Source organism: Pseudothauera lacus (genome assembly GCF_003034845.1).
Lineage (GTDB): Bacteria > Pseudomonadota > Gammaproteobacteria > Burkholderiales > Rhodocyclaceae > Pseudothauera > Pseudothauera lacus.
In genome coordinates this window covers 271063-286326 of sequence record NZ_PZKC01000003.1, presented here as the reverse complement: position 1 = coordinate 286326, position 15264 = coordinate 271063, and the positions used below count along the sequence as shown (strand labels likewise).

The 15264-nt window shown below is 69.1% G+C and carries 14 protein-coding genes; 8 read left to right on the top strand and 6 right to left on the bottom strand.

The window, feature by feature from the left end; translation table 11 throughout:
- Positions 1-81 precede the first annotated feature (81 nt).
- Positions 82-312, top strand: coding sequence for a hypothetical protein (locus C8261_RS05235; RefSeq protein WP_107492609.1), 231 nt, complete (start codon positions 82-84; stop codon positions 310-312).
- Between the two features lie 13 nt (positions 313-325).
- On the opposite strand, the gene pgeF is transcribed toward C8261_RS05235, so the two are convergent.
- Together pgeF and rluD are read right to left on the bottom strand one after the other, a co-directional pair.
- Positions 326-1081, bottom strand: coding sequence for a peptidoglycan editing factor PgeF (gene pgeF, locus C8261_RS05230; RefSeq protein ID WP_107492608.1), 756 nt, complete (start codon positions 1079-1081; stop codon positions 326-328).
- Complete coding sequence (gene rluD, locus C8261_RS05225; RefSeq protein WP_107492607.1) at positions 1078-2061, bottom strand: 23S rRNA pseudouridine(1911/1915/1917) synthase RluD; 984 nt, start codon at positions 2059-2061, stop codon at positions 1078-1080. The genes pgeF and rluD overlap by 4 nt, the downstream gene beginning before the upstream one ends.
- Here rluD and C8261_RS05220 point away from each other — a divergent pair.
- Positions 2048-2845: an outer membrane protein assembly factor BamD gene (locus C8261_RS05220; RefSeq protein WP_107492606.1), complete on the top strand. Its 798-nt coding sequence runs from the start codon at positions 2048-2050 to the stop codon at positions 2843-2845. The genes rluD and C8261_RS05220 overlap by 14 nt on opposite strands.
- On the opposite strand, the gene C8261_RS05215 is transcribed toward C8261_RS05220, so the two are convergent.
- Positions 2846-4447: a bacteriohemerythrin gene (locus C8261_RS05215; protein ID WP_107492605.1), complete on the bottom strand. Its 1602-nt coding sequence runs from the start codon at positions 4445-4447 to the stop codon at positions 2846-2848.
- A 138-nt stretch (positions 4448-4585) separates the two neighbouring features.
- On the opposite strand from C8261_RS05215, the gene C8261_RS05210 reads away from it, so the two are divergent.
- The 3 genes from C8261_RS05210 to C8261_RS05200 all read left to right on the top strand — a co-directional run bounded on the left by C8261_RS05210 (position 4586) and on the right by C8261_RS05200 (position 10345).
- Positions 4586-5569: a hypothetical protein gene (locus C8261_RS05210; RefSeq protein ID WP_107492604.1), complete on the top strand. Its 984-nt coding sequence runs from the start codon at positions 4586-4588 to the stop codon at positions 5567-5569.
- Between the two features lie 103 nt (positions 5570-5672).
- A complete protein-coding gene (locus tag C8261_RS05205; RefSeq protein ID WP_107492603.1) occupies positions 5673-6902 on the top strand; it encodes an urea ABC transporter substrate-binding protein in 1230 nt (409 codons plus the stop codon).
- The gene (locus C8261_RS05200) at positions 6899-10345 is read left to right on the top strand and encodes a bifunctional diguanylate cyclase/phosphodiesterase (protein WP_219905143.1); all 3447 of its coding nucleotides are present in this window, start codon (positions 6899-6901) and stop codon (positions 10343-10345) included. Before C8261_RS05205 ends, C8261_RS05200 begins: the two co-directional genes overlap by 4 nt.
- A 21-nt stretch (positions 10346-10366) precedes the next feature.
- Here the strand turns inward: C8261_RS05200 and C8261_RS05195 are convergent, their stop codons facing one another.
- The 3 genes from C8261_RS05195 to C8261_RS05185 form a co-directional block, all read right to left on the bottom strand.
- Positions 10367-10588 (bottom strand): hypothetical protein, encoded by a 222-nt coding sequence (locus tag C8261_RS05195; protein ID WP_107492601.1) that lies wholly within the window; start codon positions 10586-10588, stop codon positions 10367-10369.
- Positions 10589-10610: 22 nt separating this feature from the next.
- The gene (locus C8261_RS05190; RefSeq protein ID WP_107492600.1) at positions 10611-11042 is read right to left on the bottom strand and encodes a ProQ/FINO family protein; all 432 of its coding nucleotides are present in this window, start codon (positions 11040-11042) and stop codon (positions 10611-10613) included.
- 118 nt (positions 11043-11160) lie between these two features.
- Positions 11161-11679, bottom strand: a complete 519-nt coding sequence (locus C8261_RS05185) for a redoxin family protein (RefSeq protein ID WP_107492599.1) — start codon at positions 11677-11679, stop codon at positions 11161-11163.
- Positions 11680-11772: 93 nt separating this feature from the next.
- Here C8261_RS05185 and C8261_RS05180 point away from each other — a divergent pair, with 93 nt between their 5' ends.
- The 3 genes from C8261_RS05180 (at position 11773) to C8261_RS05170 (ending at position 15250) form a co-directional block, all read left to right on the top strand.
- A complete protein-coding gene (locus tag C8261_RS05180) occupies positions 11773-12960 on the top strand; it encodes an MFS transporter (RefSeq protein WP_107492598.1) in 1188 nt (395 codons plus the stop codon).
- 357 nt (positions 12961-13317) lie between these two features.
- Positions 13318-13560 carry a translation initiation factor IF-1 gene (gene infA / locus C8261_RS05175; RefSeq protein ID WP_107492597.1) on the top strand — a complete coding sequence of 81 codons (243 nt, stop codon included), beginning with the start codon at positions 13318-13320 and terminating at the stop codon, positions 13558-13560.
- A 49-nt stretch (positions 13561-13609) separates the two neighbouring features.
- Positions 13610-15250 (top strand): ATP-binding domain-containing protein, encoded by a 1641-nt coding sequence (locus C8261_RS05170; RefSeq protein WP_107492596.1) that lies wholly within the window; start codon positions 13610-13612, stop codon positions 15248-15250.
- Positions 15251-15264 lie beyond the last annotated feature (14 nt).

Below are 15264 nucleotides of genomic sequence, written 5' to 3'. Positions count from 1 at the left end.
CAAGCCCTCCTCAGGCATCGTCTCCGCCGGGCAGCATGCCCTGGCGGTCTGCAGCGCCGATCAGGGTTAGAATCGGCGCCCATGTATATCATCGCCATCGCCTGGCTCTACGTAGCCATCATCGTCGCCGTCGCCAATCCCTCGGCAGTCGGCGGCGTGCTGACCTTCCTGTTCTTCGGTATCGGCCCGCTGGCCCTCTACCTGTGGCTGTTCGGCACCCCCGCACGCCGCCGCGCCGCCGCGCGGCGCAGCATGCCTGCATCGGCACAGGACAGGCACAACGATAGAGCCGAATCCGGCGCCGATCAATAGCCCGACACAGGAGTTATCGCCCGCGGCGCTGCTCCGCCAGCCAGATCAGCGTTGCCATGCGCCCGCAGGCACCGTCACGGCGAAAGGAATAGAAGCGCGCGGGATCAGCGTGGGTGCACCACTGCCCGCCACTGACCCGCAGCACACCCGCAGCGGCAAGGCGCTGGCGGGCGAGCAGATAGAGGTCGGCAAACCACTTGCCGGGCACCGGGCCGGCGCTGAAGGCCTGCGCGGCGGCGCCGTCACGGACGAGGAAGGCGGCGCGCACCTCGTCGCCGACCTCGAAGGCGCGCGCCCCGATCGCCGGCCCCAGCCAGGCCTGCAGGCCTGCGGCCGGTACCGCCATGCGTGCCACGGTGGCCTCCAGCACGCCTTCGCAGAGCCCGCGCCAGCCGGCATGGGCAGCGGCGACGACACTGCCCTCGTCGTCACACAGCAGTACCGGCAGGCAGTCCGCGGTCATCACCGCACACACCGCACCGGGCGCCCGCGCAATCACTGCATCGGCCACCGGGGCTGGGGCCGTCGACGCCGCATCGGCCACCGCGCAGCCATGCACCTGCTCCAGCCACAGCGGTTCCGCCGGCAGCAGCGCGCGCAGGCGGCGGCGGTTCTCCGCCACCGCCTGCGGCGCGTCGCCGACATGGGTGGCGAGATTGAAGCTGTCGAAGGGCGCGGCACTGACGCCGCCGACGCGGGTGGTGGTGAACGCCCGTACACCTGCCGGCGCCCTCCATTCCGGCAGCAGCAGGGGAATCGCGGCACTCACCGGGCGCCCCGCAGAACATCGAGCAGGCGCGCAAAGTCGGCCGGCAGTGGCGCCTCCCAGCTCATCTCGGCGCCGCTCAGCGGGTGGATCAAGCCCAGCCGCCAGGCATGCAGGGCCTGACGCGGAAAGGCCGCGAGCAGGGCATCGGCGCAGCGCCGCGGGCCATACACGGGGTCGCCGACCAGAGGATGGCCGAGATGCGCCATGTGCACGCGGATCTGATGGGTGCGCCCGGTTTCCAGACGGCACTCCAGCAGGGTGCACCCCGGCAGGCGCTCGCGCACCGTGTAGTGGGTCACCGCCTCGCGCCCACCGCCGACCACCGCCATGCGCGTGCGCTGCACCGGGTGGCGGCCGATGGGCGCATCCACCACGCCACTGCCGCTCACCACGCCGTGGGCCAGGGCCAGATAGCGGCGACTCACCGTGCGCGCCTGCAACTGACGGATGAGATCGGTCTGCGCGGTCAGCGTCTTGGCCACCACCAGCAGGCCGGAGGTGTCCTTGTCGAGGCGGTGCACGATGCCCGCACGCGGCACTGCTGCCAACTGCGGGGCGTGATGGAGGAGCGCGTTGAGCAGGGTGCCCTGCCAGTTGCCGCTGCCCGGATGGACGACCAGCCCGGCGGGTTTGTCGATCACCAGGATGGCGTCGTCCTCGGCAAGCACGCGCAAGGGGATGTCCTCGGCGGCTTCGGCCTGCTCCTGGGGCAGCGCCGGCACCTCGATGCTGAGCTGCTCGCCGCCACGGACCTTGCTCTTGGCGTCGGCCTGCGCACCCTCCACGACCACCCGGCCGTCCTTCATCCAGGCCTGCAGGCGGCTGCGCGAGTGCTCCGGAAACAGGCGCGCCAGCGCCTGGTCGAGGCGCAGCCCGGCACAGTCGTCGGGTATCGTCAATTCACTGCGCAAAGGGCGGGCATCCTGTGGGCTATAATCAGCGCGTTCACTTTCGCGAGAGCTTTCGATGGCTAGGTTCACCCTGCGCAGTTTAGCGGTTATTGGCGCCCTGCTGCTTGGCGGCTGCGGGCTGCTGCCCGAGCAGATCGACGAGACGGCGGGCTGGAACGCCCAGAAGCTGTACTCGGAAGCGAAGGCGTCGATGACCGAAGGCGGTTACGACCGCGCCATCAAGCTGTTCGAGACCCTGGAGGCACGCTACCCCTACGGGCGCTTCGCGCAACAGGCGCAGATCGAGATCGCCTACGCCTACTACAAGTCAAATGAACCGGCGCTGGCGCTCGCTGCCGCGGACCGCTTCATCCGCCTGCACCCCAACCATCCGCACGTCGACTATGCCTACTACCTGAAGGGGCTGGTGACCTTCAACGAGGATCTCGGCCTGCTCGGCGCCCTCGCCAACCAGGATCTTTCCGAACGCGACCCGAAGGGCGCGCGCGAGTCCTTCGACACCTTCCGTGAGCTGGTGACGCGCTTCCCGGACAGCCGCTACGCCGACGATTCCCGCCAGCGCATGCAGTATCTGGTCAATTCACTGGCCGGGCACGAAGTGCACGTGGCGCGCTACTACTTCCACCGCGGTGCCTATGTGGCGGCGATCAACCGCGCGCAGGCGGCTATCGCCAACTACCCGCAGGCGCCGGCGGTCGAGGAAGCGCTGTTCCTGCTCATGCAGAGCTACGACCGCCTCGGCATGAACGACCTGCGCGACGACACCAGCCGGGTGCTGCTGAGCAACTTCCCCGACAGCGTCTATCTCGCCGGCGGCCCGGCCGACAAGCGGCCGTGGTGGCAGATCTGGTGATCAGCCCGCGGCCTGGGCGCGGTAGCGCAGCAGCGCGTCGCGATCCGGGATGCTCACGTAGCGCCGGCTGACGGAGATCAGGCCGGCGTCGGTGAGTTGCTGGAAAGCCCGCGACAGGGTCGGCGGGGTGAGGTTCAGATAGGAGGCGATGACCTGCTTCTGCGCCGGCAGCAGGGCCTCCAGCGCGCCGCGGTCGTTGATCCGCGCGTGTGCAAGGAGCAGATCGATGATGCGCTCCATCGCCGTATTCAGGGTCAGCGCGGCGATCTCCCCCAGCACTTCGTTGACCCTGCGCCCAAGATGGGCCAGCGCGGCAGCGGCAAAGGGGGTGCTGCGGGCGTGCAGTTCACGCAGCACGGCAACCGGAATGGCCAGCAGCACGGCTGGCGAGACACACTGGGCGACAGCCTGGCAGGAGGCGCCGGTAAGCGCCTCGACCTCGCCGAACACTTCGCCGGCGGTGACGATGCGCAGCACCTTCTCGGCACCGCGCGTGTTGCCCAGCACCAGACTGACCTGGCCACTGATCACCACGTGCAGATCCGCCGCCGGCTCACCGGGACGGCACAACACCTCACCCTTGCGACAGCGGATGAGGCGGGAGGCAGCCTCCACGGCCACCCGTTCGTCCTCCTCCAGCCCGGCAAAGAGCGCATGACGCGACAGTACGGTCTGCCCGCGCGCAGCCTCCGCGAGTGCGGCGCGCGCGGGCGCTACCGCTGCGCCGTTTGGCACTGCGGCGCGCTCGAAGATCATCAGGATGGCCATCTGTCCCTGCAGGCACAGATGGGTGACCCGCGCCGGCGCGGTAAACGGCACCCCCGTCGCATCGACGCAGCTGAGCATGCCTTCGTAGCTGCCGCTGACCAGCACCTCGCTGATCAGTACCGGCAGGCGGGCACTCTGCGCACCGAAGAGGCGATCCACCGAGCACTCCTGCAGTTTTTCGCTGCAACACCCGAAACGTTCGGCGGCGGCGCGATTGACATGCACTACCGCGGCAGGCAGCAGCGCCGCGTCGAGGGCAATGACCAGTGCAGGCGCATCACCCTCTTCGATCAGCGCCAGCACGTCGCCCTCACTCTCGTGCAGGTCAGCCGAACTGCGCGCCAGCGCGTCGGCAAACGGACTGCCGCCGGAGTCTGCAGGCAGCGCGCGGACGGCCGCCGGCAGGGCTGCCGCAGCGGCCAGATGGGCGGTCTGCAGGCGCCGTGCGAGCCCCTGGTCCTCGCCCTTGATATGGCGGATCAGCCAGTCGCCAAGGAAGGTCAGCAGCTGCTGGCCGTCGAGCACCGCATCGTCGCTGAGCTCATCGACCATGTCGCCGACGTGTTCGAGAAAGCGCGCATGGTTGAGATGATGGGCATCGCTGTAATCGGGCGGCAGGCCGCACAGGGCCATCAGCGCCTCCTCGGTGCTGAAATGCACCTCGGCGTACTCCTTCAGGTAGCCCAGCAACAGACGTACCTCGTCGCCGCTGAGGTCGCTGTCGGCGGAAAGCCGCGCTGCGGTGGCATTGACCATGTCCACCAGGCCGCGATGCTGGCGGTCGATGACGTCGATGTGAGTCCTGAGCGAATCGCTCCAGGCCAGCAACTGCATGGGCAGGTCTCCGGGGTACGGGAATGGAAGTCGGACGGCGTCGATTCTCACGAAGGCCGGCAGCAGCCATCTTGATCGAAATCAAGGGCAGCATGGCATGATGGCGGACAAGCACAACCCTGCCCACCACCGCTGCCGATGAATCTTCTCGCCTCGCTCACCGCCCTGCTCGCCCCGCCTCCGCCCCCGGACGCCCGCGTCGCCGCCGGACTGGCGCGCATCGGCGAGATCCTCGGCGCCGCGCTGAGTGCCGAACGCGCCTTCGAGCGCCGCCTCGGCGGCCCGGTGGGCGCAGCGCTGGCGCACTGTGACGCCCTCGTCGAAGCACTGCCGCCGGCAATCGACCTGCAGCGCAGCGCCTTTGCCAGCGATCCGATGATCCACGCGCTGTTCGCCACCGCCGACGACATTGAGCTCACCCTCGGCTACAGCGCCGAACTGCGCGAGTTCCTGACCACCCCGGAGGCCTGGAGCGACGACTACTGCCATGCGCTGATGGCCGCACGGCCGCAGGAAAAACAGGTGCTGGGCGTCGCCCGCCAGGGCGAAGTGATCGCCACCGACGTGCCGCGGCGGCTGCTGTACTTCTCCGACCACACCGTGGTGCTGCCCGCGATCGACGCCGCCGCTGCCCGCGAACGTCTGCGCGCAGCCGCCTTCGACAGCCTGCTGCGCACCTTCGCGAGCCACCTCGAAGCCGCCCGCGAGGCCCATCAGCAGCTCCACATCGCCCGTGAACTGGAGCGCGCCCGCCAGTATGGCGCCCACGCCAGCGAACCGGAGTGGGCGCTGCGCCATGGCCGCCGCCTCGCCGAACTCGACGAGCGCCTGCGCGCCAGTGCCGACGGCCAGCTGCCGGGAAGGCTGGTGGACACCCTCGCCGACTTCCTCGCCAACGCCGGACAGGCCCTCAGCCTGCAGGCCATGGACGTGCGCGTCGACCGCGACGGCGCCATCGTCGCCGACGGCAGCGCCAGCCCCGCCGACGCGCTGTCATTCATGGAGCTGTGCGCGCGCGACCGCCGCCGTCATGTCGTCATCCCGGTGCGCATCGCCTGCAGCGAGGCCCGCCAGGCGGTCGCCCATCTGCGCGAAGTGCGCGACCGCCTGCTGCTGATCTGATCCGTTTCACCGGGGCCCGCGCAAGGCCCGCGCGACACCGTGCGCGGCGCTGCCTTCGATGGCATAGTAGTTACACCGTCCGCACTACCGTGCACTGAGATCCATGGCCGCAACCCGCCTTCCTCTGGCACTCCTCGCTGTCGCCGCGCTTGTTGCCGCCGCCCTCGCCCTGCCCGGCGCCGACACGCCCCCGCCGCTGCGCATCGGCGCCGTGCACGCGCTCAGCGGAGTAATGGCCGGCAGCGAACGCGGCCTCGTCGACGCCCTGCACATGGCGGTGGACGAGATCAATGGCACTGGCGGGCTCCTCGGCCGCAAGGTGGAACTGGTGGTCGCCGACAGTGCCTCGGACTGGTCGCAGGCGGCAGCCGGCGCAGAACACCTGATCACCGCGGAAGGCGTCGAAGCCCTCTTCGGCTGCTGGACGTCGAGCTGCCGCAAGGCGCTTCTGCCGGTGGTCGAACGCCATCACCACCTGCTTTTCTACCCCCTCCAGTACGAGGGCCTGGAGAACTCCAGCCATATCGTCTATATGGGCGCCGCGCCCAACCAGCAGATCATCCCCGGTGCGCGCTGGGCCTTCGAGCGCTTCGGCCCGCGTATCTACCTGCTCGGCTCCGACTACGTCTTCCCGCGCACCGCCAACCAGCTCGTCCGCGACCTGCTCGACGCCGCCGGCGGCACGGTTGCAGGCGAACGCTATCTTCCCCTGCAGGCCAGCGCCGCCGATGTCGATGCCGCCGTTGCCGAGATCCGCCGCCTCTCACCGGATGTCGTCCTCAATACCATCAACGGCGAGGCCAATGTCCATCTCTTCGCTGCCCTCGCCCGCCACGGCGCGCTCGATGTACCCGTGCTGTCCTTCAGCCTGGGCGAACCCGAGCTGCTGCAACTGCGCGAGCTGCCCTACCATCCCCGCCACCACGCAGTGTGGAATTACTTCCAGAGTGTGCCCGGCCGCGCCAACGCAACCTTCGTAGAGTCCTTCCGGGCGCGCTATGGTGCCGAACGCGTGGTCAGCGACCCGATGCGCAGCAGCTACGATGCGGTGCGCCTGTGGGCGGCCGCCGTGCGGGCGCAGGGCGGTGCCGAGCCCCGGCGGGTCCTCAGTGCGATCGGCCGTGTCAGTGTGGACGGAGCCGACGGCGTGGTCATCCTCGACGCTGCCACCCGCCATCTGTGGCGGCGGGTATACGTCGGCCACGCGCGCCGCGACGGCCAGTTCGACATTGAGGAACTGTCCGCCACGCCGGTGCGCCCGGCGCCCTTCCCGCCCTACCGCAGCCGCGAGGAATGGCTGCACCTCGGCGAACACGGCGGAGCTCCGCAGTGAAAGCGTTCAGCCTCGCCGCACGACTGGTCATCGGCTTTCTGCTCGTCGCCCTGCTGCCACTCGCAGGCCTCGCCTGGTACTACCTGAACAGTTTCGAGAGCGCCCTGCGCAGCGCCGTGCTGCAGAACGTCGCCTCGGTGGCGGACAAGAAAGCCGACCAGATCGACCAGTACATCAACGAACGTCTCGCCGACGCCCACATCTATGCCCACCAGCAGTTCGTCCGCGACGCCGTGGAGGCCCTGCTCAGGGACGGCACGACGCTGGATGCGGCTCAGCTGCACGACGCACTCCTCGCGCTCGGCGAACACGGGCAGTATCACGACATCCTGCTCATCGACCGCGCCGGCAACATCGCTTTTTCCCTGCGCGGGGAAGCCGACCTGGGCACAAACCTGCTGCACGGGCCCTACAGCGACACGCCGCTGGCCGACGGCTTCCGCCAGGCAATGACCTTTCTGTACACCGATCTGAGCGCATTCTCGCCGTATGCGCCCTCTGCGGATGCCATCGCTGCCTTTGCCGTGGCACCGGTGATGAAAGGTGGCCAGCCGCTGGGCGCGCTGGCGCTGCAGGTCAACCTGGACACCCTGTTGCCCGTGGTCAGCGACCCAACCGGCCTTGGCGACAGCGGTGAAACCGTACTCGCCTTCCGTGACGGCACCAGCGTGCGCTACACCGTCGAGCTCAGCCGCCGGCCAGGGGCGCCGTTCTCCGTGGTGGTGCCACACGATAATGCCGCGTGGCCGATGCGCGAAGCCCTCGCCGGGCGCCACGGGCGCGGGCTGGTGGCTGATTACGCCGAGGTGCCGGTTGCCGCCGCTTGGCATTACCTGCCCGCACTGAACTGGGGCATGGTGGTCAAGATCGATGTCGCCGAAGCTCTGGCGCCGCTGTATGCCAAGCAGCGTGCCACCGTGCTGGCCTTTGCCGTCTTCCTTTCCGCCGCCGCGGCGGCGGCCTTGCTGCTGGGCCGGCGCTTCGTGCGCAACGAGGCCATCATCGCCGCGCAGGAGGCCCGTTACCGGGCCATGTTCCGCAGCATGAACGACGGCGTCGCGCTGTACCGTCCGACCGCCGACGGCAGTGAGTTCATCGTCATCGACATCAACCCCGCCGGCGAACGCATCGCCTGCGTCAACCGCCGCGACGTCGTCGGCAAGCGCTCGCGGGAGGCCTTTCCCGGTCTCGAGGGCGCCGGCATCTTTGCCGCCTTCCAGCGCGTTCATCGCCGCGGCGGCAGCGAGGCGGTCAGCCTGACCGCCTACAACGACGGCACACTGCAGCTGTGGGTGGAAAACGACGTGATCCGCCTGCCGGAAGGCGAGATCCTCTCCGTGTTCAAGGACGTCACCGCCCGCAAGCGTGCCGAGGACGCCCTTGGCGAATCGCTGCGCAACCTGCGCGAGGCCCAGCGGCTGGCACGCATCGGGCACTGGACGCTCGACCTGCGCAGCGGCAGCCTCGAATGGTCGGAAGAGATCTACCGCATCTTCGAGATCGACCGGCAGCGCTTCGGTGCAAGCTACCAGGCCTTTCTCGACGCCATCCACCCCGACGACCGCACACGCGTCGACACCGCCTTCAGCGCCGCGCTGCGCGACGGCACCGCGTACGAAATCACCCACCGCCTGCGCTTTGCCGACGGTCGCATCCGCCACATCCACGAACGCGGCGAGATCGTCCGCGACAGCGAGGGCAGCGCACTGTTCGCACGCGGCACGGCACAGGACATCAGCGAACTGCACCATGCCCAGGAGGCTCTGCAACTCTACGCCAACATCTTCCACCACAGCGGCGAAGCCATCCTCGTTACCGACCGCGACAACAACATCATCGAGGCCAACCCGGCATTCACCCGCCAGACCGGCTACACCATCGAAGAGATTCGCGGCCGCAACCCCAGCCTGCTGGCTTCCGGGCGCACACCGCAGGAGACCTACGAACGCATGTGGGAGGCGCTCAGCGACACCGGCTACTGGCAGGGCGAACTGTGGGACCGCAACCGCTCCGGCGAGATCTACCCCAAGTGGGCAGCCATCTCCGTCATCCGCGACGCCGACGGCCAACCCACCCATCACATTGCCAGCTTCACCGACATCAGCGAGCGCAAGGCCGCCGAGGCGCGCATCGAGCACCTCGCCCACCATGACAGCCTGACCGGCCTGTTCAACCGCTACAACCTGGAGATCCGCCTCTCCCAGGCGGTGCTGGCAGCGCGCCGTGAAGGCAGCTATCTGGCGGTACTGTTCATCGACCTCGACCGCTTCAAGCTCATCAACGACACCCTCGGCCACCAGACCGGTGACCGTCTGCTGGTCGAGGTCGCCCACCGCCTGCGCACCTGCGTGCGCGAGGCGGACATCGTCGCCCGCCAGGGCGGCGACGAGTTCGTCGTCGTGCTGACCGGTCTCGCCCTGCCGCAGGACGCTTCGCCGGTGGCGGCAAAGATCCTCGAACGCCTCGCCACCCCTTACGAGCTGGACGGCGAACGCCTGCACACCAGCCCCAGCATCGGCATCAGCATCTTCCCCGACGACGGCGCCGACAGCGGCACGCTGATGAAGAATGCCGACACCGCGATGTACCACGCCAAGGAACAGGGTCGCAACAACATGCAGTACTTCACCGCGGCCCTCAATGCCGCCGCGGAAGAACGTCTGGCGATGGAACGCGAACTGCGCGTGGCACTCGACGACAGCCAGTTCGAACTCCACTACCAGCCCCAGTTCGCCACCGCCGCAGGCGCCACCGCCCACCCCTGCGGGGTCGAGGCGCTGATCCGCTGGCACCACCCGCAGCGCGGACTGATCGCCCCGGCACGCTTCATTCCGGTTGCCGAGGAGTGCGGCCTCATCGAGGCAATCGGCGACTGGGCCCTCAACGAGGCCTGCCGCTGTTTTGCCGCATGGAAGAGCGCGGCTATCAACCCCGCGCGGGTCGCCGTCAATCTGTCCGCCCATCAGTTGCGCAACCCTTCCCTGCCAGAACGGGTCGGCACCCTCATGGAGCGCCACGGGCTGGGCGCCGGCGAACTGGAACTGGAGATCACCGAGTCGGTGGCGATGGCCGACCCCGCTGCCGCGGTGGAGACCCTGGAGCGCCTGCGCGCCCTCGGCGTCACCCTGGCGATCGACGACTTCGGCACCGGTTACTCCTCGCTGGCCTACCTGAAGCGCCTGCCCATCCAGGTCCTGAAGCTCGACCGCGAATTCGTCGGCGACATCGAAAGCGACCCCAGCGATGCACAGATCTGTGCGGCCACCTTCACCCTCGCCCACAGTCTGGGTCTGGAAGTGGTCGCCGAGGGGGTGGAAACCGAAGCGCAGCGCGCATTTCTCGCCAGCCATCGCTGCGACAAACTGCAGGGCTACCTCCTCGGCCGCCCCCAGCCAGCCGAATACTGGGAGAAATGCTGGCGCAGCAAGGCCAGCGCGGTCTGAACGCTGCGACTGCAGGCAGGGTCAGCGCGACTGCGCCGGCGGCTCGCGGAGCAGGCGCAGCGCCATGGCCATGCCCAGTCCGGCATTGGCCAGGGCCAGCACGGTGAGCAGCAGACGCGCGGGGAAGGTCAGCGGCCAGCCATGGAGCACCCAGGCCAGCACCGAAGACAGCAGGTTGAAGGCCACCATCAGCCAGAACGAGGGATTGCGCGGCTGATACAGCCGCTTCAGGCGGATACCCATGACGCCGTGCGCGGCCGCACGCTCAGCGCGAGAACTTGCCCACCAGCTGGGCGAGCTTCTCCTGCTTGCGGCGCTCGGCCTCTTCCGCCTCGCGCTTGGCGCGCTGCTGCTGGGCGACCTTGGCGAAGCGTTCCTTGAGCAGGGTGGCGGCATGGCTGCGCTGCTCGGCGCTGACCTCGCCGGCAGGATTGCCGTCGAGATCGAAACGCTGCTCACCCTTCTCCACCGCCTTCAGATAGCGCGTGGACGCAGTATGCAGACGCAGCGCAGCGCGCAGCGCCTTGCGGCTGAACTCCGGGAAGCGTTCGTGTATCGCCGCATCGATGCGGATCGCCAGCGGCCGGCAGTCCCGGAAGGTCGGCGAGGCCGCCTGCAGGCGCTTCAGCAGCTCGCGCGGCTCGATGGCGGGCGCTGCATTGGCAGCGCTGTGGTCGGAGGTTTCTTCGGTACTCATCGGCACGGCGCTGCGGCAGCAAGGGGAATGGCCGGCATTCTACCCCAGCGGCGCGCGCGCCGGCGCGCCACGACGGCGCCTCGGCACCCTCGTGACGTGCCTGTGTGAGAAATGCGGGCTAGAAAGTGTTCGCCCACCACAGGCGCGCACGCAATCCGGCTGCGGTGGTGTAGCCGACCTCGGCAAAGCGGATGCGCCCGCCGGCATCGACGATGACGAAGGCCGGAACGCCGCGCAGGCCATAGCGCGCGGCGATGGCGCCGTCGGCATCGAGCGCGGCCGTCCACGCCAGCCCACGCTCGGCCATGACGGCGGCAACCGCTGCCGCATCCCCCGACTGCATCGCCACGGTGAGTACCGGCCAATCCGCCTGCAGGGCATCGACGCTGCCCTCGACACTGCGGCACAACGGGCACCAGCTCGCCCAGAAGTACAGCAGCACGGCGCGTTCGCCCTGGGCCGCGCGCCAGTGCGCCAGCGAGGAAGGCTGGCCATCGGCGAAAAGGGTCTCGAAGTCCGGCGCGGCGCCGGCCGGTACGTTGCGGGTCTGCCACCAGCCGACACCGGCGACCACAGCCACCACCAGCAGCGCATCGACCAGCCAGCGCCGCCAGCGCCGTCGCGGCGCGGCGCTCATCGCCGCCCCCGCGTGCGGTTTGCGGTGCGGCGCGGCCTCGGGCAAGCTGCACACAAACCTTCGCCACGGGCCCAGCCCCGCGCACCTGTCGCCATGTCCGTCCTGCGTCTTGCTCTGATCATCTATCTGCTCATGCTGCCGGTTACCGGCATGGTACCGGTATTGCACGGCCTCACCGAGGGGCGCTACCCCCACACCGGCGACCTCGACCGCCACCTCTTCATGTCCATCAACATGATCGGCGCCCTCATCGCCGCCCCCCTCGCCGGGCTGGCTTCCGACCGTCTCGGCCGCCGCGTGCCGCTGATCACCGCAGCGCTGCTGATCAACGGCTTCACCCTGCTGGCCATCGCCGGCGAATGGTCGTACACGGCGATCCTCGTCCTGCGTTTCATCGAGGGTTGCGCACACATGACGGCGCTGTCGCTGCTGATGACGCTCGGCGCCGATCTCGGCCGCAGCCGCGGCATCGGCGCGACGATGGGTGCAGTGGGTGCCGCGGTCAGCCTGGGCGTGGCCAGCGGCGCACCGCTGGGCGGCTGGCTGGGGGCAGAGGAAGCCGTCCGCGTGCCTTGGCTGGGCGGCTGGGCGATGCTTGCGCTGGCCGTCCTCACCCCGCAGTTGCTGCGCGACCTGCCGAGCGCGGGCGAACGCCCCTCGGCAGCGCAGTTGCTGCGCAGCCTGGCGGCCAACCGGCGGCTGGGGATTCCCTATCTGTTCGCTTTCGTCGACCGCCTGACGGTGGGCTTCATCGTTTCCACGCTGTCGCTCTACCTGGGCGCCGAGCTCGGTTTCGACGCCCCGCGCATCGGCCTGGCGATGGCGGCCTTCCTGATTCCCTTTGCCCTGCTCACCTACCCCGCCGGCCACCTCAGCCAGCGCGTCGACCGCCTTGCGCTGATGATTGCCGGCAGCCTGCTTTACGGCGTCTTCCTGATCGCCCTCGGTCACGCCGGGGCCGCCGCCGTGACCCCCCTGATGGCCTGCGGCGGGGTGGTGGCAGCGCTCATGTACGCGCCCTCGCTGGTCCTCACCGCCGAGCTCGCCGGCCCCGGCCAACGCGCCAGCACCCTGGCGGGCTTCAATCTTGCGGGCTCCCTCGGCTTTGCGCTCGGCCCGCTGCTCGGCGGCTTTCTGGTCGGCAGCCTGCGCGCCGCCGGCATGGAACCCTACCTGCCGGTATTCATCATCGTCGGCGGCCTGGAGATCGTCATCGCGCTGGCCATGCTGCCGCTGTGGCGCCGCGGCCTCGGGCACCCGCCGGCGACGGACAGGCGCTGACCCCTGCTGCACCGCAACAGTGCTATAATCGACGGCATCCGGCAGCCCTGCCCGCCGCGGGCACGCTGCCACACTCGCTGTGCGGCCATGCCGTCAGCTTTCTTCGGCCCGGCTGCGGCCTGCCCGCTGCCATCTCCGCGCACTCCGCCACCCGGCGCCCCCAGGCGCCGCTTGCCGAAGACGCCTACGCCCGAAGCCCATGCGGCTTCGTCCCCCGGGCAGTATCAGCAATGCCACGCAAGGAGCGGCCTGCTGATCACCTGTTGTGCAGACCTTGCCGCCCCTGTCGGGCGGCCGGCGTCGCTGCCCCGATGATCCGCCCGCGCCTGTGCCGGGCGCAGAAACAAGGAGTCATGCATGTCCAAGGAAGATCTGATCCAGTTCGAAGGTGTCGTCGAAGAGGTGCTGCGCGATGCCCGCTTCATGGTCAAGCTGGACAACGGGCTCGACGTCTCCGCCTACGCTTCGGGGAAGATGCGCAAGTTCCGCATCCGCATCCTGGCCGGCGACCGCGTCACGCTGGAGATGTCGCCCTACGACCTGTCGAAGGCGCGCATCTGCTTCCGCCACAAGGAAGAGCGCCACCCGCGGCCGCACTGAGCGGCCTTGGGGTAAGATCGGCGGGTTACTTCCGGAGAGTCCCCAGCCCGTGGCCCGCATCATTCCCGACGGCTGGCGCGAGCTGGCCGTCACCGGCGCCGCGCAGCGCGAGATCGACACCCTCAAGCTGTTGGCAGAAGCATTGCCGGCAGACTACACCGTCTATCACGGCGTCCACTGGACCAATCTCGAACGCGGCTACGCGGTGCACGGCGAAGTCGATTTCGTCATCGTCAACGCCGCCGGCGAGCTGCTGCTGATCGAACAGAAATGCGGCTTTCTCGATGAGACCCCGGACGGCCTGGTGAAGCGCTATCCGGGCCGCGTACACAGCATTCCCGCGCAGCTCGCACGCAGTGCCGAGGTGCTGCGCGGCAAGCTCGGCAACCGCCCGGGCTGCGCCGGACTGCGCGTCGACTTTCTCCTCTACTGCCCCGATTACCGCGTCCGCCAGCCGCTCACCGCCGGCCTTGACGCCGAGCGCATCGTCGACAGCGAGCGTCGCGACGCCCTTGCGGCGATCATCGGCGCCATTCTGCCGCCCGCCAGCCCCGGCCCGGCGAGCAGCGAAGTGCATCGCTTCCTGCGCGACATCATCCAGCTCGAGGCCGACGTCAGCGCCCTCGTCGGACGCGCCCGCGAGATGGTCACGCGGGTGGCCGGCGGGCTTGCCCACTGGGCCCGCCAGCTCGACTTCCAGCCCTTCCGGCTGCGCGTCACCGGCACTGCCGGCTCGGGCAAGACCCAGCTCGCCCTGGCCGAGTACCGCGCCGCCCTGGAGGCCGGGCGGCGCCCCCTGTACGTGTGCTTCAACCGCCCGCTGGCCGATCATTTCAACCTCATCGCCCCGCCCGGCGGCCTGGCGTGCACGGTCCATCAGCTCTGCCACCAGCGTCTGCGCGCCGCCGGGCGCAGCCCAGACTTCAGCGCCGCCGGGGCCTTCGACCGCATGGTGCTGGAGGCCGAGAAGCTGCCGGTGGATCCAGCCTTCCGCTTCGACAGCGTGATCGTCGACGAGGGCCAGGACTTCCCCGCCGCCTGGCGCGACCTGGTGTTCGCCCATGCGCACGAGAACGCCCGCCTGCTGTGGCTGGAGGACCCCCTGCAGAACCTCTACGCGCGCGACCCGGTAGCGCTGCCCGGCTGGGTCGGCCTGCGTGCCCACAGCAACTACCGCAGCCCGCGTCCGGTGGTGCGCATGCTGCAGGCCCTGATCGACAATGGCCCGCCCATCGAGGCGGCATCGCCACTGGACGCAGACGAAGTCGAGGTGATCACCTACGAGGACACCGAAGCCCTCACCGGCGCAGTCAAGGAGGCCATCCGGCGCTGCTACGCCGCCGGCTTTCGCAAGGAGGACGTCGCCGTGGTCAGCTTCCGCGGCCGCGAACACTCGCGCCTGTTCGGCCACACCCGCATCGGTCCGCACAGCCTGCGCCAGTTCACCGGACGCTACGACAACAGCGGACAGCCGCTGTTTACCACCGGCGAGGTGTTGCTGGAATCGGTCTACCGCTTCAAGGGCCAGGCCGCCGCTGCAGTGATTCTTGCCGAGGTCGATTTCGACGCCCTCGACGACGCCACCGTGCGCAAGCTCTTTGTCGGTGCCACGCGCGCCACCATGAAGCTGGTGGTGGTCGCCTCGGCCCGTGCCAGCGCAGCGCTGCGCGGCCGCGGCATCATGCGATAATCGGCAAAAAACAA